Origin of the sequence: Enterobacter sp. MALB-1 (assembly GCF_041021625.1) — a bacterium.
Lineage (GTDB): Bacteria > Pseudomonadota > Gammaproteobacteria > Enterobacterales > Enterobacteriaceae > Enterobacter > Enterobacter oligotrophicus.
In genome coordinates, this window is the sequence record NZ_JBDPJL010000001.1 from 4,010,428 (window position 1) to 4,032,405 (window position 21,978).

Genomic DNA, 21,978 nt, shown 5'->3' on the forward strand with positions numbered 1-21,978 from the left:
ACCGTCCATACGTCATTAGTTCTGCGCTTTCGTCGCTGCGCCAGAAATAGCGTTACCACCGTCGGAGATATCTTCCCCCACGCCACGAGTGGTATTACATGCAGTCAGCACTGAAGAGAGCACCAGAACAGAAAAGATCGCTGCAATTGTTTTCTTAACCATAATATCTTCCTTTTATAGCCAAAGTTGTTTTGTGTATAGCAACTTAAGAATAGACAAGATCCCGACGTTTGACGGAAAAGGAAGCGTTTTTAGGAAAATTAGAGGAGATTAGCTGGCCGCGTGCGAAATGATATGGCCGAGATCCTGGATATCTTCACCCACACCACGCGCAGTATTGCATCCGGAAAGGCACGCGCCGGACAGCACGAGTAAAAGCAGAATTTTAACGGTACGTTTCATCATCCCTGCCTGCCAAAATCAGGCGCAGCGGGCGCTGCGCCGTTCATCATTTACATGAATTACTTCACGCGGGATACGTATTCGCCGGAGCGGGTATCCACTTTGATCACTTCACCGATCTGAACGAACAGTGGAACTTTAACCACTGCACCGGTAGACAGGGTTGCTGGTTTGCCGCCAGTACCTGCGGTATCACCTTTCAGACCTGGATCGGTTTCGATGATTTCCAGTTCTACGAAGTTCGGTGGAGTCACAGCGATAGGCTGGCCGTTCCACAGAGTCACGATGCACTCAGCCTGATCCAGCAGCCATTTGCCGCTATCGCCAATTGCTTTAGCGTCAGCAGACAGTTGTTCGAACGTTTCGTTGTTCATGAAGTGCCAGAACTCACCGTCGTTGTACAGGTAAGTCAGGTTCATATCGACAACATCAGCGCCTTCAGCGGAGTCAGTAGACTTGAAGGTTTTCTCAACACGAGTACCAGTCAGCAGGCGACGCAGCTTAACGCGCGCAAATGCCTGGCCTTTACCTGGTTTAACGAATTCGCTGGCTTCAACCGCATACGGTTCGCCGTCCATCATGATTTTAAGACCAGCACGAAAATCGTTGCTATAGTACGTTGCCATAAGGCCCTCTAAATTTGTTAACTGGTAGCTAAGCCACAAAATGGCGCATATTGTAACCCTAAATACCCCATCCAGAGAAGATTGGTTATCGCAACTTGCCGATGTAATCACCAGTCCTGATGAATTGCTGCGTCTTTTAGACCTCGAACAGCATCAAGAGTTGCTCGCTGGCCGCGAGGCGAAGCGCCTTTTTGCCCTGCGCGTTCCCCGTGCGTTTGTTGCCCGGATGGAGAAAGGTAACCCTGACGATCCGTTATTAAAACAGACGCTTACCTCGCGTGATGAATTTATTACTGCGCCAGGTTACAGCACCGATCCGCTGGAAGAGCAGAACAGCGTGGTGCCGGGACTACTGCACAAGTACCTGAACCGCGCCCTGCTGCTGGTTAAAGGCGGCTGCGCGGTCAATTGCCGCTATTGCTTCCGCCGACACTTCCCGTATGCCGAAAATCAGGGAAATAAGCGTAACTGGCAGGTAGCGCTGGACTATATCGCGGCACATCCGGAGCTGGATGAGATTATTTTTTCCGGCGGTGACCCACTGATGGCAAAAGATCATGAGCTGGACTGGTTGCTGACCCAGCTTGAAGCCATCCCGCACATTAAGCGTCTGCGCATTCATAGCCGTTTACCGATAGTCATTCCGGCGCGGATCACTGACGGGCTGGTATCACGATTTGAGCAGTCTCGTTTGCAGGTGCTGCTGGTGAACCATATCAACCACGCGAATGAAATCGATGAGGCGTTCCGTGCGGCAATGGCGCGTCTGCGTAAGGCAGGCGTGACGCTGCTGAACCAGAGCGTACTGCTGCGTGGCGTGAATGATAGCGCCCGCGTACTGGCGGACCTGAGCAACGCATTGTTTGATGCGGGCGTGATGCCCTATTACCTGCACGTGCTGGATCGCGTTCAGGGTGCAGCACATTTCATGGTGACAGACGAAGAAGCCCGGCAGATTATGCGCGAACTGTTAACGCTGGTTTCAGGCTATATGGTGCCGAAGCTGGCGCGCGAGATTGGCGGTGAGCCGAGCAAGACGCCGCTGGATTTGCAACTGCGGCAACACTAAAAAGGCAGATGGCGCTACGCTTACCTGCCCTACAGGAGGCAGACGCAGCGCCATCAGCAATTTACATCAGTTCGGGCACTTATAGACCTGGCCGCTCATCTGGCTGGCCGTTGGCACGAAGCTGGACAGCATCCCCTGCGTTGGGCTGCTCACACCGTAAATCACATTGCCGCCCATTGCCGCAGCCTGGTTACGCAGGGCATTCGCCGCGCCGCGCATAGAGCCGCCCTCCTCACCGTGCTGACCCGACATCCAGTTGCTCTGCTCACCGGTTGCCGAGCCTAACAGCTGGCATTCACTGCCCGGCTTATCTTCTACAAAGCGAACACCCTGGCCCGCTGCCGACAGCTCGTTACTGGAGCTGCAACCCGCCAGCAGCAATGCTGCCCCTACGATCCCTGCACAGACTTTTACGCGCATGTTATTCCTCGTTTTCAATAAGCTGGACTGTAGTTGTCCGTGTGTAAATCTTATACCTAAAAGATGACCAAAAGAAAAACCCCAGGACATTTCTGCGAGCCAGGTTCCGCCCTGTACTCCTCCGACATCCTAAATGAATTCTGATATTACCCTTAGGGATATCGTGTTTTTGCCCTTAATCGTTTTTAGTGGTGCGACGTACAACTTTTGTACGCAACTAAAAAGGGGGCTTCATGAGTACATCATCCTCAGGAGAGGAAAAAGTGACATGGGTGGGCTATCTGGCGTTCGTGCTTACCATTGTCTTTTTCTCAGGGTTTTTCGCCAAAAGTACCGAATGGTGGCGGGTACTGGACTTTACCGTCCTAAACGGCAGCTTTGGCCCGGTGAACGGTGCGCTGACGTTTCGCGGTGAGGGTGGCACAGGGGCAAAAGACGGGTTCTTATTTGCCCTTGAACTGGCTCCTTCGGTCATTTTATCGCTCGGTATTATCGCTGTGACCGAGGGATTAGGGGGGTTACGTGCGGCGCAACAGCTTATGACGCCCATTTTACGCCCACTGCTTGGCGTGCCGGGAATATGCTCCCTGGCGCTGATCGCCAACCTGCAAAACACCGACGCTGCGGCTGGGATGACAAAAGAGCTGACCGACGAAGGCGCAATTACCGACCAGGAGCGCGCCATTTTCGCGACCTTTCAGACCAGCGGTAGCGCCATCATTACCAACTATTTTTCTTCCGGTGCCGCACTCTTCACCTTCATTACAGTGCCGGTGATTACACCGCTGGCCGTGATTCTGGTGTTTAAATTTGTTGGCGCTAACGTCCTTCGCCTGTGGATCGCCCACATGGAAGGGCAACCCGTAAAGGAGGAAAAAAATGATCGCCCAACCGCGTAAAAATATTATGGATCTGTTTATTGAGGGCGCTCGTCGCGGCTTTACCATCGCCACCACCAGCCTGCTCCCGAACGTGGTCATGGCATTTGTCATCATTCAGGCGCTTAAGGTTACCGGCCTGCTGGATATTGTCGGTAAGGTCTGTGAACCGATCATGGCGCTGTGGGGACTTCCGGGCGCGGCAGCGACGGTGTTACTGGCCTCGGTGATGAGCATGGGCGGCGGTGTGGGCGTCTGCGCCAGCCTGGTCGCCGCTGGCACACTTAACGGCCACGATGCCACCATCCTGCTGCCCGCAATCTACCTGATGGGCAATCCGGTGCAAAACACGGGCCGTTGTCTGGGCACCGCAGGCGTGAACCCTAAGTATTATCCGCACATTATTACCCTCTGCATCATTAACGCCCTGCTTTCTATGTGGGTGATGCAGCTACTCTTCTGAGGACATAAAAATGGATTTTTCAGTGCTCGACCCCCACCTTTTCCGCAATGCACAACTTTACGCCCCGGAGAATCGCGGGCGTTGCGATCTGCTGATCGCCGCGGGAAAAATCGTGGCGATTGAAAAAACGGGCCACGTTAAAGCGTGGCCGGACTGCCCGGAAAGCGATCTTGCCGGGGCGGTGGTTTGCCCTGGATTTATCGATCAGCATGTCCATCTTATCGGCGGCGGCGGTGAGGCGGGTCCGCATACCCGCACTCCGGAGGTGCGGTTGTCCGCGCTCGTGGCGGCGGGTATCACCTCCGTGGTCGGCTTACTGGGTACTGACGGCGTGACGCGTCATCCCGAATCGCTGCTGGTAAAAACGCGGGCGCTTGAGCATGAAGGGATCAGCGCATGGATGTTGACGGGTGCCTACGGGCTTCCCTCGCCAACCATTACCGGCAGCATTGAGAGAGATGTGGCTCTGATTGATAAGATCATTGGCGTAAAGTGCGCAGTGTCCGACCATCGTTCTTCTGCTCCGGGTAATGATCAGCTCGCTAACATGGCTGCACAGTCCCGCGTGGGCGGGCTATTAGGTGGCAAAGCTGGGATATCGGTTTTCCATCTCGGCAACAGTCCAAAACTGCTGGAGCCGCTGTTTAACATCCTGAATAACGCCGATGTTCCCCGGACGAAGCTGCTGCCGACGCACGTTAACCGCGCCCACGCACTGTTCCTCGCCGCCCTGAACTATGCCCGCGAAGGGGGCTATATCGATATCACCACCAGCATCAGCGAACCTATTGATGCAGCCAGCGCCATCGTGACGGCCCGTGAAGCACAGGTGCCGTTTAACCGGCTCACTCTCAGCTCAGACGGTAACGGCAGCCAGCCGAATTTTGACACCAACGGCAATCTGGTGGGCATTGGCGTTGCGGGTTTCGAGTCCCTGCCGGAGACGCTGCAACGGTTGGTCAAAGAGTATCATCTGCCGCTTGAGGAGGCGCTTCTCCCGTTCACCCGCAACGTGGCGGAGTTTCTCGGACTGGCGCATAAGGGCCAGCTCATACCCGGTTGCGATGCCGATTTTCTGGTGCTGACGGATGAACTGAAGATTCGTGAGGTCTGGGCCAAAGGCCGCCAGATGGTGCGCGAAGGCACCGTATGCGTCAAAGGCACCTTTGAATAGTGGGACAGGCAATAAAAAACCCCAGGCATCGCTGCCTGGGGTTTCCGTTCTGAAGGGGTCAGAACAACATGATTACATCATGCCGCCCATACCACCCATGCCGCCCATGCCAGCAGCACCTAAGTCAGGCGCGTCACCTTTAGGCAGGTCGGTCACCATGCACTCGGTAGTGATCATCAGACCAGCAACAGATGCCGCGTACTGCAGAGCAGAACGAGTCACTTTCGTTGGGTCCAGGATACCGAAGTCGATCATGTTGCCGTATTCTTCAGTTGCAGCGTTGTAACCGTAGTTACCTTCGCCCGCTTTCACGTTGTTCGCAACAACAGATGGCTCTTCACCGGCGTTAGAAACGATCTGACGCAGAGGGGCTTCCATCGCGCGCAGCGCAACTTTGATACCCACGTTCTGATCTTCGTTCTGAGCGGTCAGGCCAGCCAGTTTAGCGGCAACACGCACCAGCGCGACACCACCACCCGCAACTACGCCTTCTTCTACCGCAGCACGGGTCGCGTGCAGGGCATCGTCAACGCGTGCTTTTTTCTCTTTCATTTCAACTTCGGTAGCCGCACCGACTTTGATTACCGCAACGCCGCCTGCCAGTTTCGCTACGCGCTCCTGCAGTTTTTCACGGTCGTAATCGGACGTTGCTTCTTCGATCTGCTTACGGATCTGACCAACACGGCCCTGAATAGCGGCTTCTTCACCCACACCGTCGATGATGGTGGTGGTGTCTTTGTTGATCACAACGCGTTTCGCCTGGCCCAGGTCTTCCAGGGTCGCTTTTTCCAGCTCCATACCGATCTCTTCAGAGATCACGGTACCGCCGGTCAGGGTAGCGATATCCTGCAGCATCGCTTTACGGCGATCGCCGAAGCCAGGTGCTTTAACCGCAGCCACTTTCACGATGCCGCGCATGGTGTTAACCACCAGGGTCGCCAGCGCTTCGCCTTCAACGTCTTCAGCGATGATAACCAGCGGTTTACCTGCTTTCGCAACGGCTTCCAGAACAGGCAGCATTTCGCGGATGTTGGAGATTTTTTTGTCAGCCAGCAGGATGAACGGGCTTTCCAGCTCAACAGCGCCAGTCTCTGGCTTGTTGATGAAGTATGGGGACAGGTAACCGCGGTCGAACTGCATACCTTCAACCACGTCCAGTTCGTCTTCCAGACCGGTACCGTCTTCAACGGTGATCACGCCTTCTTTACCGACTTTATCCATCGCTTCAGCGATCAGTTTACCTACGGTTTCGTCGGAGTTAGCGGAGATAGTACCTACCTGCGCAATGGCTTTAGAGTCAGAGCACGGTACGGACAGCGCTTTCAGTTCTTCAACAGCGGAGGCGACAGCTTTGTCGATACCACGTTTTAGATCCATTGGGTTCATGCCCGCAGCAACGGCTTTCAGCCCTTCAGTGATGATCGCCTGCGCCAGTACGGTTGCGGTGGTGGTGCCGTCGCCTGCAGCGTCGTTCGCTTTAGAGGCCACTTCTTTCACCATCTGCGCACCCATGTTTTCGAACTTGTCTTCCAGCTCGATTTCACGTGCAACAGAAACACCATCTTTAGTGATGGTTGGCGCGCCGAAGGATTTATCCAGCACTACGTTACGGCCTTTCGGGCCCAGAGTGACTTTCACTGCGTCTGCCAGTACGTTTACGCCGCGGAGCATTTTTACACGAGCGTCGTTACCGAATTTTACGTCTTTAGCTGCCATGTTCTTATTTCCTCAAATTCGTACAGTTTCGTGCGTAAATTACGCTTCAACAATTGCCAGAATGTCGCTCTCGGACATGATCAACACTTCTTCATTGTCGATCTTCTCGGATTTCACGCCGTAGCCATCGTTGAAAATTACGATGTCACCAACTTTAACGTCCAGTGGCTGCACAGTTCCGTTTTCCAGGATGCGGCCCTTACCGACAGCGATGATTTCGCCACGCGTTGATTTTGCTGCTGCAGAACCGGTCAGAACGATGCCGCCAGCAGACTTGGTTTCAACTTCTTTACGTTTGACGATCACACGATCATGTAACGGACGAATACTCATTGATAGCTCTCCTTTGAGAAAGTCATTATCAGTTATGGATGACGCCGGTCCGCACGCGGTTTTCCGACTAGTGCCCTGAGAGATGGGGATAGCTTTTTCCCCCTTCAAGGGGGAGTCGAAAAAAAATTTGCGAAAGTGTTACCATCGCCTCTCTTTAGGTGGTGGCAGGACGATGTCAATGAGTGGACTCAAACAGGAGTTGGGGCTGGCACAGGGCGTTGGCTTACTCTCAACTTCCTTGCTAGGCACGGGTGTCTTCGCGGTTCCCGCACTGGCGGCACTGGTGGCCGGAAATAACAGTTTGTGGGCGTGGCCGGTGCTGATTGTACTGGTGTTCCCGGTGGCAATTGTCTTCGCCATCCTCGGACGACATTTTCCCAGCGCGGGCGGTGTGGCGCATTTTGTCGGGATGGCGTTTGGCCCGCGTCTTGAGCGCGTCACCGGCTGGCTGTTTCTCTCCGTTATCCCGGTTGGCCTGCCTGCAGCGTTACACATCGCGACCGGCTTTGGGCAGGCGCTGTTTGGCTGGCATAACGAACAACTGCTGCTTGCGGAGCTGGGTACGCTGGCGATTGTCTGGTGGGTGGGCTCACGGGGAGCAAGCTCCAGCGCCAACCTCCAAACGCTGGTCGCGGTGCTGATCGTCGCACTCATTGCCGCTATCTGGTGGGCGGGTGATATCACCGTGGCGGAAATCCCATTCCCGGTATTGACGGAAGTCGACCATTCACAACTGTTTGCCGCGCTTTCAGTGATGTTCTGGTGCTTTGTCGGTCTGGAAGCCTTTGCCCATCTGGCGTCGGAGTTTAAGCAACCCGAGCGGGATTTTCCGCGCGCCCTGATGATTGGCCTGCTGTTGGCCGGCTCGGTCTACTGGGCCTGTACCGTGCTGGTATTACACTTTAACGCGTTCGGCGCGGATAAAGCCGCTGCCGCCTCGCTGCCGGGCATCGTGGTTGAATTGTTCGGTGTGAAGGCACTGTGGGTCGCCTGCGTCATCGGCTACCTCGCCTGCTTTGCCAGCCTCAACATTTATATCCAGAGCTTCGCCCGGCTGGTGTGGTCGCAGGCGCGCTACAAACCTGAGAGCCGCCTCGCGCGGTTATCCAAACGTCAGCTGCCGCTGAATGCGCTGAATGCCGTGCTGGGCTGCTGCGTTCTGAGTTCGCTATGCATTTATGCATTGAATATCAATCTCGATGCGTTGATCGTCTACGCCAATGGCATTTTCATCATGATCTACCTGCTCTGCATGCTGGCGGGCTGTCGTTTGCTCAAAGGACGCTATAAAGCACTGGCGGTCGTCGGGGGTGTACTTTGCTTACTGTTGCTGGCGATGGTGGGATGGAAGAGTTTGTACGCCATTGTCATGCTGGCGGGGCTGTGGGTATTTTTACCGAAGCGGCAAAATTCGTAGGCCCGGTAAGCGAAGCGCCACCGGGCAAAAAAATCACCGATCGTCTTTATGATCTAAACGGTCGCGCTGTTCATCCTTGCGCTGATACTCCCCGTCGAAGGTATCGCCCGGCCCTGTACTGAAGCCTCCGCCCGGCATACGGCTAAAGCGCAAATGCGGCAACAGCTTCATGGTCAGGTGTTTTTGCACCGGCGGCAAAAGCAGTAAAAGGCCGAGGAAGTCGGTGAAGAAGCCCGGCAGAATAAGCAGCAGGCCCGCAATAATCAGCGATACGCTTTTGATCATCTCGGCTGCCGGGCTTTCGCCTGCGGCCATCTTCTGCTGCATTAACAAGAAGTTTTTGAAACCCTGATTACGCACCAGCGACATGCCGATGACGGAGGTGAAAATCACCAGGATCAGCGTCAGCAGGACGCCCAGCACATGAGCAACCTGGATGAAAATGGAAATCTCAATGTAAACATAGAGAAAGAAAGCAATAAACGGTATCCAGCGCACTGGCATCTCCTGTGTGGCAGGTGCCATAGGGCCCCTGTCTGAATGTGTTCGCGAAACGCGTCTGTAAGACATGGTGGCGGTTAGCCAAAATTCAATCGGTTTGCACGGATATTTTTTTCGGAAATATTAAAGCGGTGACTCATTTCACAGATTAATAATTATCATGGGATCGGGACGATAATAAGTGATCCAGATTACGGCAATTCGCTATCATCAGCATATGATCTCGAACATCTGGCTGATTGAGGGAATAATCGTCGGTCAGAAAATATTCAAAACCACATATATACTGTGTGTTTAGTACAATCCATCGGCAGCTTGAAAAGAAGGTTCACATGTTAAACAACATTCGTATCGAAGAAGATTTGTTGGGTACCAGGGAAGTTCCAGCGGATGCCTACTATGGTATTCACACTCTGAGAGCGATTGAAAACTTCTACATCAGCAACAGCAAAATCAGCGACATCCCTGAATTTGTACGTGGCATGGTTATGGTTAAGAAAGCGGCAGCAATGGCAAATAAAGAGCTGCAGACCATCCCCAAAAGCGCTGCAAATGCGATTATCGCCGCCTGCGATGAAGTGCTGAACAACGGCAAATGCATGGATCAGTTCCCGATTGACGTCTATCAGGGCGGCGCGGGTACTTCCGTCAACATGAATACCAACGAAGTGCTGGCAAACATCGGCCTGGAGCTGATGGGTCATCAAAAAGGTGAATACCAGTACCTCAACCCGAACGACCACGTTAATAAATGCCAGTCCACTAACGACGCCTACCCTACCGGCTTCCGCATTGCGGTATACGCCTCGGTGGTGAAACTGGTCGATGCGATCAATCAACTGGGCGATGGCTTCCAGCGTAAAGCGGTTGAGTTCCAGGACATTCTGAAAATGGGTCGTACCCAATTGCAGGACGCGGTTCCAATGACCCTCGGTCAGGAGTTCCACGCGTTTAACGTGCTGCTGAATGAAGAAACCAAAAACCTGCTGCGCACGTCTGAACTGTTACTGGAAGTGAACCTCGGCGCAACCGCCATCGGTACACGCCTGAACACCCCAGACGGCTACCAGCAACTGGCGGTACAGAAGCTAGCTGAAGTTTCTAATCTGCCGGTAGTGCCTGCAGAAGACCTGATTGAAGCAACGTCTGACTGCGGCGCGTACGTCATGGTACACAGCGCCCTGAAACGTCTGGCGGTGAAACTGTCTAAAATCTGTAACGACCTGCGCCTGCTCTCTTCCGGCCCGCGCGCTGGCCTGAACGAAATCAACCTGCCAGAATTGCAGGCCGGTTCGTCCATCATGCCAGCCAAAGTGAACCCGGTTGTACCAGAAGTGGTGAACCAGGTTTGCTTCAAAGTCATCGGTAACGACACCACCGTGACCATGGCCTCTGAAGCCGGTCAGTTGCAGCTGAACGTGATGGAGCCAGTGATTGGCCAGGCGATGTTTGAGTCTATCCACATCCTGACCAACGCCTGCTACAACCTGCTGGAAAAATGCATTAACGGTATCACCGCGAACAAATCCGTGTGTGAAGGCTATGTATTCAACTCCATTGGGATTGTGACCTACCTCAACCCGTTCATCGGCCACCATAACGGCGACATCGTCGGTAAGATTTGTGCCGAAACCGGTAAAAGCGTGCGTGAAGTCGTTCTGGAGCGCGGGCTGTTGACTGAAGCCGAACTGGACGATATCTTCTCGGCGCAAAATCTGATGCACCCGGCATATAAAGCGAAACGATATACCGATGAAAGCGAACAGTAACCGTTCAGGCTAGGCTTCCGAAAGGCACGTCACTTGTGACGTGCCTTTTTTCTTTTTAAGCATTACCAATTACACAACATTTCAATATCAACTTGTTAATAAACAAGGTAGGCACTTATGTTTGGAGCAGAACTCGTCATCGTCTTGTTGGCGATTTACCTGGGAGCAAGACTCGGAGGGATTGGCATCGGTTTTGCCGGTGGCCTCGGGGTGCTCGTTCTTACCCTTATCTTTCAGATTAAACCCGGCGCAATCCCGTTTGACGTCATCGAAATCATCATGGCAGTTATTGCTGCTATCGCGGCCATGCAGGTCGCAGGCGGTATGGACTATCTGGTGAGCCTGGCGGAGCGCATGCTGCGCCGCCATCCAAAATACATCACCTTCCTTGCTCCGCTGGTGACATGGTTTATGACCATTCTTGCCGGTACTGGCCACACCGCCTTCTCCACGCTGCCGGTGATTACCGAAGTGGCAAAAGAGCAGGGCATTCGCCCGTCCCGTCCGCTCTCTATTGCCGTCGTGGCGTCACAGATTGCGATTACTGCCTCGCCAATTTCTGCCGCCGTGGTTTTCTTCGCGGGAATTCTTGAGCCGATGGGCGTGAGCTATCTGACGCTGCTGGCGATCTGTATTCCGGTCACCCTGATTGCCGTGATGATAACCGCTGTGCTGTGTAACTTCCTCGGCGCAGAACTGAAAGACGATCCGGTTTACCAGGAGCGTCTGGCGAAAGGTGAAGTGAAGCTGCGCGGTAGCCAGGTCTTTGAACTGAAACCACACGCGAAACGCTCTGTGGTGCTGTTCCTGATCGGCATTGTCGCAGTGATGTTCTACGCAACCGCCATCAGTGACACCGTGGGCCTGATCCAGAACCCGGTTCTGCCACGTAACGAAGCGATCGTGGTGTTCATGCTGACCATCGCCACGCTGATTAGCATTACCTGTAAAATCGACACCAGCGAAGTGCTGAACGCCAGTACCTTTAAATCAGGTATGAGCGCCTGCGTGTGTGTGCTGGGCGTGGCATGGCTCGGTGACACTTTCGTGAAGGCACACATCAGCGATATCCAGACCGTTGCGGGCGACCTGCTGCACAACTACCCGTGGCTGCTGGCGGTGGTACTGTTCTTTGCCGCCACCCTGCTCTACTCCCAGGCAGCGACTACCAAAGCGCTGATGCCTGCGGCACTGATGCTGGGCGTGTCACCACTGACGGCGATTGCCTCTTTCGCGGCGGTTTCTGCATTGTTCGTTCTGCCAACCTATCCAACCCTGCTGGCAGCGGTTGAAATGGATGACACCGGCTCAACGCGCATCGGTAAGTACGTGTTTAACCACGCCTTCCTGATCCCTGGTGTGGTCGCGATTTCGCTTTGCGTTATCCTCGGCTTTATCATCGGTGGCGTTGTGTTGTAAACGGTTAGTGATGGTAAAAAAAGTTAAAAACGGGCCGCTCTGCGGCCCGTTTCATTAATGAGCAATCGCCTTGCGTGATATAGTGAAGACTTTCGTGATGAGGAGGTCAACTTGTGAACACGCCTGATGCTGTTGTTGTACTGTGTACCGCCCCGGATGAAGCCTCTGCCCAGGATCTCGCCGCCAAAGTGCTGGCCGACAAACTGGCAGCCTGCGTCACACTTCTCCCTGGTGCGACCTCCCTCTATTACTGGGAAGGCAAGCTGGAGCAGGAGTACGAAGTCCAGATGCTGCTCAAAACCAATCTGGCGAACCAGCAGGCTCTTCTCGATTGCCTCAAGTCTCATCATCCTTACCAAACCCCAGAGCTGCTGGTGCTGCCAGTGGTCCACGGCGATAACGATTATCTCTCATGGCTCAACGCGTCCTTACGCTGATCCTGCTGCTGTGCAGCACGTCAGTATTTGCCGGGTTATTTGATGCTCCCGGCCGTTCGAATTTTATCCCTGCCGATCGGGCATTTGTTTTCGACTTTCAGCAAAATCAGCACGATCTCAGCCTGACCTGGCAGGTGAAAGAGGGTTATTACCTCTACCGCAAGCAGGTGAGCATCACGCCTGCAAAGGCTAACGTGGGCGCACTGCAGATGCCCGCTGGCGAGTGGCACGAAGACGAGTTCTATGGCAAAAGCGAAATCTATCGCCAGCGCTTAAGCGTTCCCGTTACGGTGGTTCAGGCCGGTAAAGGTGCAACGCTGACCGTGACGTATCAGGGCTGTGCCGATGCAGGCTTCTGCTATCCGCCGGAAACGAAAGTGGTTCCGCTCAGTGAAGTCAACGCCGCCGCTGTTTCCCCTCCCCTTCCTGAGAAGAAAGGCGAAGACCGCGCAGATCTTCCCTTCTCTGCACTCTGGGCTTTACTGATCGGCATCGGCATTGCCTTTACGCCGTGCGTACTGCCAATGTACCCGCTGATTTCCGGGATTGTGCTTGGCGGTAAGCAACGTCTCTCGACCGCACGCGCACTGCTGCTGGCCTTCATCTATGTGCAAGGTATGGCGCTGACCTACACCGCGCTTGGCCTGGTGGTCGCCGCGGCCGGACTCCAGTTTCAGGCAGCACTCCAGCACCCTTATGTGCTCATTGGCCTGTCGGCGGTGTTTATCCTGCTGGCCCTGTCAATGTTTGGCCTGTTCACGCTGCAGTTGCCATCTTCCTTGCAAACCCGTTTAACCCTGCTGAGTAACCGTCAGCAGGGAGGCTCTGCAGGCGGTGTATTTGCGATGGGCGCGATTGCCGGGTTAATTTGCTCACCATGCACCACAGCCCCGCTCAGCGCCATCCTGTTGTACATCGCCCAGAGCGGCAATATGTGGCTCGGCGGCGGTACGTTATACCTCTACGCGCTGGGCATGGGTCTGCCGCTGATCCTGGTGACGGTGTTTGGCAACCGTCTGCTGCCGAAGAGCGGCCCGTGGATGGAGACGGTAAAAACCGCGTTTGGCTTTGTCATTCTGGCGCTACCGGTGTTCCTGCTGGAGCGCATCATTGGTGACGTGTGGGGCATGCGGCTGTGGGCAATGCTCGGTGTTGCGTTCTTCGGCTGGGCATTTATCGTCAGCCTGGGGGCGAAAAAACCGTGGATGCGTCTGGTGCAAATCCTCATGCTCGCTGCCGCACTGGTGAGTGTGCGACCGCTTCAGGACTGGGCATTCGGTACACCGGCCATCCAAACCCAGTCGCATTTGAGCTTCACACAGGTTAAGAACGTAGATGAACTGAACATCGCACTGGCGCGGGCCAATGGCAAACCGGTAATGCTCGATCTCTATGCTGACTGGTGTGTGGCCTGCAAAGAGTTTGAAAAATACACCTTTAGCGATCCACAGGTACAAAGCGCACTGAAAGAGACCGTTCTGCTGCAGGCGAACGTCACGGCAAATAATGTGCAGGATAAAGCGCTACTGAAGCACCTTAACGTGCTCGGCCTGCCGACTATTCTGTTCTTCAATGAACGAGGCGAAGAGCAACCGATGCAGCGTGTAACCGGGTTTATGGACGCAACGGCATTCAGCGCACATTTGCGCGATCGCCAACCGTAAACAACACTTTAAACGGGAGAAACCGTGGGAATAGCGGAGGAGAAAACCGTGCAACGCGAAGACGTACTGGGACAAGCCCTGCAATTACTTGAGATTCAAGGGATCGCCAGCACCACGCTTGAGATGGTCGCCGACCGTATCGATTACCCTCTGGACGAGCTTAAACGCTTCTGGCCCGACAAAGAGGCGCTGCTTTACGATGCCCTGCGCTATCTTAGCCAGCAGGTTGATATCTGGCGCAGGCAGTTGATGTTGAATGAAGAGCTGACAGCAGAGCAAAAGCTGCTGGCGCGCTATACCGCCCTGAGTGAATGTGTAAGCAACAATCGCTATCCGGGCTGCCTGTTTATTGCGGCCTGTACGTTCTACCCTGACCCAGGGCATCCGATCCATCAGCTGGCGGATCAGCAAAAACGTGCTGCTCATGACTTCACCCATGAACTGCTGACCACGCTGGAAGTGGACGATCCGGCGATGGTGGCAAAACAAATGGAGCTGGTACTGGAAGGCTGCCTGAGCCGCATGCTGGTGAACCGTAGCCAGGCAGATGTGGATACGGCGCACCGTCTGGCGGAAGACATTCTGCGCTTTGCACAATGCCGTATGGGTGGTGCGCTGACTTAAACCAGTATCCCCGCCCAGGCGGAGAGGAACAGGCAGAGCGCCATCAGACGCTGAAATCGCACCATCGCCACGGTGGTGCGAAATACCCGGTTTACCGCCTTCCCCAGCCACGCCCAGCACATCAGACACGCAATTGAGATAACCAGGAACCACAGTGCCATTAGCGCAACATCCCGTAGCGCATGATCGCTTGCGGGAGCAAACAAGCTCACGACCGCCAGCGCCATCATCCAGGTTTTAGGATTGACGATCTGCAACAATGCCGCTGCCTGTGCAGTGAATCGTATCTGGCTTTCAGAGGAGAGACGGGCGGCGGGTGCGCTGAACAGTTGCCAGCTCATCCAGCTTAGCCACAGCACGCCCGTCCAGCTCATCACCTGACGTACCAGCGGAAACTGGCGCAGCACTTCGCCTGCCCCCGCCCCGGAGATCAGCACAATCGCGCTGGCCGCAATACACCCGCCCAGAATAGCAGGCACGGTATTTTTCACACCATAGTGCTGACTGTTGGTAAGAACGAGGATATTCGTTGGTCCGGGTGTTATCGAGGCGACAAACGCGAACAGCAGGAAGGGCATCAGACTCACAGGTGGCTCCTTTATTGTTAGAGCCATCAATGTGCCGCTATTTTCTGGAAACGTCTGGAAGGTTTGTGCATAAGCGACGGTACTGCGCCGGGGACATACGATACGCACGCTGGAACCAGCGTCCCAGATGACTTTGATCGGCAAAGCCGACCTCCGCCGCGACATCAACTGGCTGTTCGCCTCGCGCCAGTAACTGCCGCGCCTTTGCCAGACGTAACTGGATAAGCCAGGCATGCGGTGCCAGATGAAACTCGCGCTTGAAGCAGCGCGTCAATGTGAAACGGTCGGTCCCCGTCTCGCGTGCAAGATCAGACAACCCAACATTGTCTCCCATATGGGCATAGAGATAATCCCGCGCACGATGCGCCACGGCAGCGCTTTGCAACTGAGACGGCACTCTTTTGCGCCAGTGGCAGTGAGCAGTGATCTGCGAAAGCAGATTATCCATCGTGCTTTGCTGGACAATTTTCATCTCGTCGTTATGCAACGTGGCAAAGGTATCACCAATAGAGCGTACCAGCTGCGGCTCACGTGTCAGCGTTTGGGCAAAATGGAGCGAATAGCTTCCCGGCGTGGATTCATATAGCCCGTGCAGCGTATTGGTCAGCCACCTCTCATCAAGATAAAAAGTCAGATAAGTAAACCCGCCTTCCAACGGCGCATCGCCGTCATGGATCTCCCCAGGCTCCAGTAAAAACGCATCACCTGGGTGGCTTCGATGACGCTCACGCCGACAGTGAAATTGCTGCGTACCCGAGAGAGTGATGCCTGCCAGGTAGCTATCGTGCCAGTGCGGATCGTAGGCATGGCCTTCGAAGTGCGCTTTAATGGTTTCAATACCCGTATCTGCATGCTGACGCAGTTCAAGCCAGTCGTTCGCCATACTGTCCTCCTCGTGCTATCAGCATTGCCGCGTTGAACCGGGACTGTCTGGAAGATTTGTGCAATTTCGCTGCGCAAACGGACAGATTGCCGCAAAGTTAAGCAGTTGAACAGCTTTTCCCGAAATATTGTTGACGCTCGTGCCTGATTGCGGTTTAATGCGCTCCGTTGCCCGGATAGCTCAGTCGGTAGAGCAGGGGATTGAAAATCCCCGTGTCCTTGGTTCGATTCCGAGTCCGGGCACCACTATTTAAAGAACCCAGCCTATGGCTGGGTTTTTGCTTTTCTGCGTTTATAAATCCCTTCTCTTTTATCCCTGCTTCTTTTTCCAGTGAGATCGTGCGGTCTGGCGTGCCCGGTGGCGCTGCGCTTACCAGGCCTACAAGGTTTGTAGGCCGGATAAGGCGAAGCCGCCATCCGGTATGTTTTCTCGCGCACAAAGCAAAAAACCCCGCACCTTACGGTACGGGGTTCTTTTAATTGATGCCTGGCAGTTCCCTACTCTCACATGGGGAGACCCCACACTACCATCGGCGCTACGGCGTTTCACTTCTGAGTTCGGCATGGGGTCAGGTGGGACCACCGCGCTACAGCCGCCAGGCAAATTCTGTTATCTGTATCAGGCTGAAAATCGTGTCTCTTCGCCAAAACATCTTCGGCGTTGTAAGGTTAAGCCTCACGGTTCATTAGTATCGGTTAGCTCAACGCATCGCTGCGCTTACACACCCGACCTATCAACGTCGTCGTCTTCAACGTTCCTTCAGGACTCTCAAGGAGTCAGGGAGAACTCATCTCGGGGCAAGTTTCGTGCTTAGATGCTTTCAGCACTTATCTCTTCCGCATTTAGCTACCGGGCAGTGCCATTGGCATGACAACCCGAACACCAGTGATGCGTCCACTCCGGTCCTCTCGTACTAGGAGCAGCCCCCCTCAGTTCTCCAGCGCCCACGGCAGATAGGGACCGAACTGTCTCACGACGTTCTAAACCCAGCTCGCGTACCACTTTAAATGGCGAACAGCCATACCCTTGGGACCTACTTCAGCCCCAGGATGTGATGAGCCGACATCGAGGTGCCAAACACCGCCGTCGATATGAACTCTTGGGCGGTATCAGCCTGTTATCCCCGGAGTACCTTTTATCCGTTGAGCGATGGCCCTTCCATTCAGAACCACCGGATCACTATGACCTGCTTTCGCACCTGCTCGCGCCGTCACGCTCGCAGTCAAGCCAGCTTATGCCATTGCACTAACCTCCTGATGTCCGACCAGGATTAGCTGACCTTCGTGCTCCTCCGTTACTCTTTGGGAGGAGACCGCCCCAGTCAAACTACCCACCAGACACTGTCCGCAACCCGGATTACGGGTCCACGTTAGAACACCAGCCATTAAAGGGTGGTATTTCAAGGGCGGCTCCACGCAGACTGGCGTCCACGCTTCAAAGCCTCCCACCTATCCTACACATCAAGGACCAGTGTTCAGTGTCAAGCTATAGTAAAGGTTCACGGGGTCTTTCCGTCTTGCCGCGGGTACACTGCATCTTCACAGCGAGTTCAATTTCACTGAGTCTCGGGTGGAGACAGCCTGGCCATCATTACGCCATTCGTGCAGGTCGGAACTTACCCGACAAGGAATTTCGCTACCTTAGGACCGTTATAGTTACGGCCGCCGTTTACCGGGGCTTCGATCAAGAGCTTCGCGTTGCCGCTAACCCCATCAATTAACCTTCCGGCACCGGGCAGGCGTCACACCGTATACGTCCACTTTCGTGTTTGCACAGTGCTGTGTTTTTAATAAACAGTTGCAGCCAGCTGGTATCTTCGACTGATTTCAGCTCCACCCGCAGGGGCTTCACCTACATATCAGCGTGCCTTCTCCCGAAGTTACGGCACCATTTTGCCTAGTTCCTTCACCCGAGTTCTCTCAAGCGCCTTGGTATTCTCTACCTGACCACCTGTGTCGGTTTGGGGTACGATTTGATGTTACCTGATGCTTAGAGGCTTTTCCTGGAAGCAGGGCATTTGTCACTTCAGCACCGTAGTGCCTCGTCATCACACCTCAGCGTTAAAAAGGTACCGGATTTACCTGGAACCTCCGCCTACATGCTTAAACCGGGACAACCGTCGCCCGGCCGACATAGCCTTCTCCGTCCCCCCTTCGCAGTAACACCAAGTACAGGAATATTAACCTGTTTCCCATCGACTACGCCTTTCGGCCTCGCCTTAGGGGTCGACTCACCCTGCCCCGATTAACGTTGGACAGGAACCCTTGGTCTTCCGGCGAGCGGGCTTTTCACCCGCTTTATCGTTACTTATGTCAGCATTCGCACTTCTGATACCTCCAGCATGCCTCACAGCACACCTTCAACGGCTTACAGAACGCTCCCCTACCCAACAACACATAGTGTCGCTGCCGCAGCTTCGGTGCATGGTTTAGCCCCGTTACATCTTCCGCGCAGGCCGACTCGACCAGTGAGCTATTACGCTTTCTTTAAATGATGGCTGCTTCTAAGCCAACATCCTGGCTGTCTGTGCCTTCCCACATCGTTTCCCACTTAACCATGACTTTGGGACCTTAGCTGGCGGTCTGGGTTGTTTCCCTCTTCACGACGGACGTTAGCACCCGCCGTGTGTCTCCCGTGATAACATTCTTCGGTATTCGTAGTTTGCATCGGGTTGGTAAGCCGGGATGGCCCCCTAGCCGAAACAGTGCTCTACCCCCGAAGATGAGTTCACGAGGCGCTACCTAAATAGCTTTCGGGGAGAACCAGCTATCTCCCGGTTTGATTGGCCTTTCACCCCCAGCCACAGGTCATCCGCTAATTTTTCAACATTAGTCGGTTCGGTCCTCCAGTTAGTGTTACCCAACCTTCAACCTGCCCATGGCTAGATCACCGGGTTTCGGGTCTATACCCTGCAACTTAACGCCCAGTTAAGACTCGGTTTCCCTTCGGCTCCCCTATTCGGTTAACCTTGCTACAGAATATAAGTCGCTGACCCATTATACAAAAGGTACGCAGTCACCTAACAAGTAGGCTCCCACTGCTTGTACGTACACGGTTTCAGGTTCTTTTTCACTCCCCTCGCCGGGGTTCTTTTCGCCTTTCCCTCACGGTACTGGTTCACTATCGGTCAGTCAGGAGTATTTAGCCTTGGAGGATGGTCCCCCCATATTCAGACAGGATACCACGTGTCCCGCCCTACTCTTCGAGTTCACAGCATGTGCATTTTCGTGTACGGGACTATCACCCTGTACCGTCGGACTTTCCAGACCGTTCCACTAACACACACGCTGATTCAGACTCCGGGCTGCTCCCCGTTCGCTCGCCGCTACTGGGGGAATCTCGGTTGATTTCTTTTCCTCGGGGTACTTAGATGTTTCAGTTCCCCCGGTTCGCCTCGTTAACCTATGTATTCAGTTAACGATAGTGTGTCGGAACACACTGGGTTTCCCCATTCGGACATCGCCGGGTCAAGGGTTCATATCACCTCGCCGGCGCTTTTCGCAGATTAGCACGTCCTTCATCGCCTCTGACTGCCAGGGCATCCACCGTGTACGCTTGGTCGCTTAACCTCACAACCCGAAGATGTTTCACTTCATGATTGCGAAAATTTGAGAGACTCGAACACACATTAACTGTGTGTCGTTTCAATTTTCAGCTTGATCCAGATTTTTAAAGAGCAAATATCTCAAACATGACTCGCAAGTCAGTTTTGAGATACAGGTGTCGGTGACTTTCACTCACAAACCAGCAAGTGGCGTCCCCTGGGAGGTCTGACCTCATCAGTTAACGCTTGGCGTCCCCTAGGGGATTCGAACCCCTGTTACCGCCGTGAAAGGGCGGTGTCCTGGGCCTCTAGACGAAGGGGACGTACAGTCTCAATCGCAAGACGCCTTGCTGTTTACTTTTCATCAGACAATCTGTGTGGACACTACAAAGGCAGGTTCTTTAAGGTAAGGAGGTGATCCAACCGCAGGTTCCCCTACGGTTACCTTGTTACGACTTCACCCCAGTCATGAATCACAAAGTGGTAAGCGCCCTCCCGAAGGTTAAGCTACCTACTTCTTTTGCAACCCACTCCCATGGTGTGACGGGCGGTGTGTACAAGGCCCGGGAACGTATTCACCGTGGCATTCTGATCCACGATTACTAGCGATTCCGACTTCATGGAGTCGAGTTGCAGACTCCAATCCGGACTACGACGCACTTTATGAGGTCCGCTTGCCCTCGCGGGGTCGCTTCTCTTTGTATGCGCCATTGTAGCACGTGTGTAGCCCTGGTCGTAAGGGCCATGATGACTTGACGTCATCCCCACCTTCCTCCAGTTTATCACTGGCAGTCTCCTTTGAGTTCCCGGCCTAACCGCTGGCAACAAAGGATAAGGGTTGCGCTCGTTGCGGGACTTAACCCAACATTTCACAACACGAGCTGACGACAGCCATGCAGCACCTGTCTCACGGTTCCCGAAGGCACATTCTCATCTCTGAAAACTTCCGTGGATGTCAAGACCAGGTAAGGTTCTTCGCGTTGCATCGAATTAAACCACATGCTCCACCGCTTGTGCGGGCCCCCGTCAATTCATTTGAGTTTTAACCTTGCGGCCGTACTCCCCAGGCGGTCGACTTAACGCGTTAGCTCCGGAAGCCACGCCTCAAGGGCACAACCTCCAAGTCGACATCGTTTACGGCGTGGACTACCAGGGTATCTAATCCTGTTTGCTCCCCACGCTTTCGCACCTGAGCGTCAGTCTTTGTCCAGGGGGCCGCCTTCGCCACCGGTATTCCTCCAGATCTCTACGCATTTCACCGCTACACCTGGAATTCTACCCCCCTCTACAAGACTCCAGCCTGCCAGTTTCGAATGCAGTTCCCAGGTTGAGCCCGGGGATTTCACATCCGACTTGACAGACCGCCTGCGTGCGCTTTACGCCCAGTAATTCCGATTAACGCTTGCACCCTCCGTATTACCGCGGCTGCTGGCACGGAGTTAGCCGGTGCTTCTTCTGCGGGTAACGTCAATTGCTGCGGTTATTAACCACAACACCTTCCTCCCCGCTGAAAGTACTTTACAACCCGAAGGCCTTCTTCATACACGCGGCATGGCTGCATCAGGCTTGCGCCCATTGTGCAATATTCCCCACTGCTGCCTCCCGTAGGAGTCTGGACCGTGTCTCAGTTCCAGTGTGGCTGGTCATCCTCTCAGACCAGCTAGGGATCGTCGCCTAGGTGAGCCATTACCCCACCTACCAGCTAATCCCATCTGGGCACATCTGATGGCAAGAGGCCCGAAGGTCCCCCTCTTTGGTCTTGCGACGTTATGCGGTATTAGCTACCGTTTCCAGTAGTTATCCCCCTCCATCAGGCAGTTTCCCAGACATTACTCACCCGTCCGCCGCTCGTCACCCAGGAGCAAGCTCCCTGTGTTACCGCTCGACTTGCATGTGTTAGGCCTGCCGCCAGCGTTCAATCTGAGCCATGATCAAACTCTTCAATTTAAGTTTGATGCTCGTGAATTAAACTTCGTAATGAATTACGTATGTTCACTCAGAGACTTGGTATTCATTTTTCGTCTTGCGACGTTAAGAATCCATGTCACTTTG

At 54.2% G+C, this 21,978-nt stretch carries 19 protein-coding genes, 2 tRNA genes and 3 rRNA genes; 11 read left to right on the forward strand and 13 right to left on the reverse strand.

Going from position 1 to position 21,978, the window contains the following annotated elements; genetic code table 11:
* Positions 1-15: 15 nt before the first annotated feature.
* From ecnB to efp, 3 genes are all read right to left on the reverse strand, one after another.
* Complete coding sequence (gene ecnB, locus ABGB15_RS19225; protein ID WP_003855942.1) at positions 16-162, reverse strand: lipoprotein toxin entericidin B; 147 nt, start codon at positions 160-162, stop codon at positions 16-18.
* Between the two features lie 108 nt (positions 163-270).
* Entirely contained in the window at positions 271-402 is a 132-nt protein-coding gene (locus ABGB15_RS19230; protein ID WP_152083175.1) for an entericidin A/B family lipoprotein, read from the reverse strand.
* A gap of 59 nt (positions 403-461) precedes the next feature.
* The gene (gene efp, locus ABGB15_RS19235) at positions 462-1,028 is read right to left on the reverse strand and encodes an elongation factor P (protein WP_152083174.1); all 567 of its coding nucleotides are present in this window, start codon (positions 1,026-1,028) and stop codon (positions 462-464) included.
* A gap of 40 nt (positions 1,029-1,068) precedes the next feature.
* On the opposite strand from efp, the gene epmB reads away from it, so the two are divergent.
* Complete coding sequence (gene epmB / locus ABGB15_RS19240; protein ID WP_215723886.1) at positions 1,069-2,097, forward strand: EF-P beta-lysylation protein EpmB; 1,029 nt, start codon at positions 1,069-1,071, stop codon at positions 2,095-2,097.
* A 66-nt stretch (positions 2,098-2,163) separates the two neighbouring features.
* Here the strand turns inward: epmB and ABGB15_RS19245 are convergent, their stop codons facing one another.
* Positions 2,164-2,517, reverse strand: coding sequence for a DUF4156 domain-containing protein (locus tag ABGB15_RS19245; RefSeq protein ID WP_152083172.1), 354 nt, complete (start codon positions 2,515-2,517; stop codon positions 2,164-2,166).
* A gap of 233 nt (positions 2,518-2,750) precedes the next feature.
* Between ABGB15_RS19245 and ABGB15_RS19250 the strand changes: the two genes are divergently transcribed.
* The 3 genes from ABGB15_RS19250 to iadA are packed head-to-tail and all read left to right on the forward strand — an operon-like array spanning position 2,751 to position 5,032.
* Positions 2,751-3,416 carry a nucleoside recognition domain-containing protein gene (locus ABGB15_RS19250; RefSeq protein ID WP_152083171.1) on the forward strand — a complete coding sequence of 222 codons (666 nt, stop codon included), beginning with the start codon at positions 2,751-2,753 and terminating at the stop codon, positions 3,414-3,416.
* Positions 3,397-3,858 (forward strand): YjiG family protein, encoded by a 462-nt coding sequence (locus tag ABGB15_RS19255; protein ID WP_215723887.1) that lies wholly within the window; start codon positions 3,397-3,399, stop codon positions 3,856-3,858. Before ABGB15_RS19250 ends, ABGB15_RS19255 begins: the two co-directional genes overlap by 20 nt.
* 10 nt (positions 3,859-3,868) lie before the next feature.
* Positions 3,869-5,032 carry a beta-aspartyl-peptidase gene (iadA, locus tag ABGB15_RS19260; RefSeq protein WP_215723888.1) on the forward strand — a complete coding sequence of 388 codons (1,164 nt, stop codon included), beginning with the start codon at positions 3,869-3,871 and terminating at the stop codon, positions 5,030-5,032.
* 72 nt (positions 5,033-5,104) lie between these two features.
* Here the strand turns inward: iadA and groL are convergent, their stop codons facing one another.
* A complete protein-coding gene (gene groL, locus ABGB15_RS19265) occupies positions 5,105-6,748 on the reverse strand; it encodes a chaperonin GroEL (protein WP_023310114.1) in 1,644 nt (547 codons plus the stop codon).
* A gap of 39 nt (positions 6,749-6,787) precedes the next feature.
* Entirely contained in the window at positions 6,788-7,081 is a 294-nt protein-coding gene (locus ABGB15_RS19270) for a co-chaperone GroES (RefSeq protein WP_003855929.1), read from the reverse strand.
* A 178-nt stretch (positions 7,082-7,259) separates the two neighbouring features.
* Here ABGB15_RS19270 and yjeH point away from each other — a divergent pair, with 178 nt between their 5' ends.
* Positions 7,260-8,498, forward strand: coding sequence for an L-methionine/branched-chain amino acid transporter (gene yjeH / locus ABGB15_RS19275; protein ID WP_152083167.1), 1,239 nt, complete (start codon positions 7,260-7,262; stop codon positions 8,496-8,498).
* Between the two features lie 33 nt (positions 8,499-8,531).
* Here yjeH and ABGB15_RS19280 read toward each other — a convergent pair whose 3' ends face one another.
* Positions 8,532-8,996, reverse strand: a complete 465-nt coding sequence (locus ABGB15_RS19280; protein WP_168927642.1) for an FxsA family protein — start codon at positions 8,994-8,996, stop codon at positions 8,532-8,534.
* A gap of 335 nt (positions 8,997-9,331) precedes the next feature.
* Here ABGB15_RS19280 and aspA point away from each other — a divergent pair, with 335 nt between their 5' ends.
* The 5 genes from aspA (at position 9,332) to ABGB15_RS19305 (ending at position 14,912) form a co-directional block, all read left to right on the forward strand.
* On the forward strand, positions 9,332-10,768 hold the full coding sequence (gene aspA / locus ABGB15_RS19285) for an aspartate ammonia-lyase (RefSeq protein WP_152083165.1): 1,437 nt from the start codon (positions 9,332-9,334) through the stop codon (positions 10,766-10,768).
* A gap of 117 nt (positions 10,769-10,885) precedes the next feature.
* Complete coding sequence (locus ABGB15_RS19290; RefSeq protein WP_152083164.1) at positions 10,886-12,187, forward strand: anaerobic C4-dicarboxylate transporter; 1,302 nt, start codon at positions 10,886-10,888, stop codon at positions 12,185-12,187.
* Between the two features lie 113 nt (positions 12,188-12,300).
* Entirely contained in the window at positions 12,301-12,624 is a 324-nt protein-coding gene (cutA, locus tag ABGB15_RS19295) for a divalent cation tolerance protein CutA (protein WP_152083163.1), read from the forward strand.
* Positions 12,600-14,288 carry a protein-disulfide reductase DsbD gene (locus ABGB15_RS19300; RefSeq protein WP_215723889.1) on the forward strand — a complete coding sequence of 563 codons (1,689 nt, stop codon included), beginning with the start codon at positions 12,600-12,602 and terminating at the stop codon, positions 14,286-14,288. The genes cutA and ABGB15_RS19300 overlap by 25 nt, the downstream gene beginning before the upstream one ends.
* A gap of 48 nt (positions 14,289-14,336) precedes the next feature.
* Positions 14,337-14,912 (forward strand): transcriptional regulator, encoded by a 576-nt coding sequence (locus tag ABGB15_RS19305; protein WP_152083161.1) that lies wholly within the window; start codon positions 14,337-14,339, stop codon positions 14,910-14,912.
* On the opposite strand, the gene ABGB15_RS19310 is transcribed toward ABGB15_RS19305, so the two are convergent.
* Positions 14,909-15,499, reverse strand: coding sequence for a LysE family translocator (locus ABGB15_RS19310; protein ID WP_152083160.1), 591 nt, complete (start codon positions 15,497-15,499; stop codon positions 14,909-14,911). The two genes, ABGB15_RS19305 and ABGB15_RS19310, sit on opposite strands and share 4 nt — an antisense overlap.
* 37 nt (positions 15,500-15,536) lie before the next feature.
* Positions 15,537-16,382: an AraC family transcriptional regulator gene (locus ABGB15_RS19315; protein ID WP_215723890.1), complete on the reverse strand. Its 846-nt coding sequence runs from the start codon at positions 16,380-16,382 to the stop codon at positions 15,537-15,539.
* Between the two features lie 169 nt (positions 16,383-16,551).
* Here ABGB15_RS19315 and ABGB15_RS19320 point away from each other — a divergent pair.
* Positions 16,552-16,627: transfer RNA gene (locus ABGB15_RS19320), tRNA-Phe, on the forward strand.
* Positions 16,628-16,866: 239 nt separating this feature from the next.
* Here the strand turns inward: ABGB15_RS19320 and rrf are convergent.
* The 4 genes from rrf to ABGB15_RS19340 all read right to left on the reverse strand — a co-directional run bounded on the left by rrf (position 16,867) and on the right by ABGB15_RS19340 (position 21,873).
* Positions 16,867-16,982: ribosomal RNA gene (rrf, locus tag ABGB15_RS19325) — 5S ribosomal RNA — on the reverse strand.
* 64 nt (positions 16,983-17,046) lie between these two features.
* Positions 17,047-19,951: ribosomal RNA gene (locus ABGB15_RS19330) — 23S ribosomal RNA — on the reverse strand.
* A gap of 222 nt (positions 19,952-20,173) precedes the next feature.
* A tRNA-Glu gene (locus ABGB15_RS19335) sits at positions 20,174-20,249 on the reverse strand.
* A gap of 84 nt (positions 20,250-20,333) precedes the next feature.
* Positions 20,334-21,873: ribosomal RNA gene (locus ABGB15_RS19340) — 16S ribosomal RNA — on the reverse strand.
* Together the 16S, 23S and 5S rRNA genes with 1 tRNA gene alongside form the textbook arrangement of a ribosomal RNA operon.
* Positions 21,874-21,978: the final 105 nt, after the last annotated feature.

Excerpts from the sequence above, each read along its gene's own strand:
- ABGB15_RS19270 (WP_003855929.1), bottom strand. The coding sequence starts at position 7,081 with ATGAGTATTCGTCCGTTACATGATCGTGTGATCGTCAAACGTAAAGAA.
- ecnB (WP_003855942.1), bottom strand. The coding sequence starts at position 162 with ATGGTTAAGAAAACAATTGCAGCGATCTTTTCTGTTCTGGTGCTCTCT.
- ABGB15_RS19250 (WP_152083171.1), top strand. The coding sequence starts at position 2,751 with ATGAGTACATCATCCTCAGGAGAGGAAAAAGTGACATGGGTGGGCTAT.
- ABGB15_RS19290 (WP_152083164.1), top strand. The coding sequence starts at position 10,886 with ATGTTTGGAGCAGAACTCGTCATCGTCTTGTTGGCGATTTACCTGGGA.
- epmB (WP_215723886.1), top strand. The coding sequence starts at position 1,069 with ATGGCGCATATTGTAACCCTAAATACCCCATCCAGAGAAGATTGGTTA.
- ABGB15_RS19315 (WP_215723890.1), bottom strand. The coding sequence starts at position 16,382 with ATGGCGAACGACTGGCTTGAACTGCGTCAGCATGCAGATACGGGTATT.
- ABGB15_RS19245 (WP_152083172.1), bottom strand. The coding sequence starts at position 2,517 with ATGCGCGTAAAAGTCTGTGCAGGGATCGTAGGGGCAGCATTGCTGCTG.
- ABGB15_RS19300 (WP_215723889.1), top strand. The coding sequence starts at position 12,600 with ATGGCTCAACGCGTCCTTACGCTGATCCTGCTGCTGTGCAGCACGTCA.
- ABGB15_RS19230 (WP_152083175.1), bottom strand. The coding sequence starts at position 402 with ATGAAACGTACCGTTAAAATTCTGCTTTTACTCGTGCTGTCCGGCGCG.
- ABGB15_RS19255 (WP_215723887.1), top strand. The coding sequence starts at position 3,397 with ATGATCGCCCAACCGCGTAAAAATATTATGGATCTGTTTATTGAGGGC.
- groL (WP_023310114.1), bottom strand. The coding sequence starts at position 6,748 with ATGGCAGCTAAAGACGTAAAATTCGGTAACGACGCTCGTGTAAAAATG.
- yjeH (WP_152083167.1), top strand. The coding sequence starts at position 7,260 with ATGAGTGGACTCAAACAGGAGTTGGGGCTGGCACAGGGCGTTGGCTTA.
- efp (WP_152083174.1), bottom strand. The coding sequence starts at position 1,028 with ATGGCAACGTACTATAGCAACGATTTTCGTGCTGGTCTTAAAATCATG.
- iadA (WP_215723888.1), top strand. The coding sequence starts at position 3,869 with ATGGATTTTTCAGTGCTCGACCCCCACCTTTTCCGCAATGCACAACTT.
- aspA (WP_152083165.1), top strand. The coding sequence starts at position 9,332 with ATGTTAAACAACATTCGTATCGAAGAAGATTTGTTGGGTACCAGGGAA.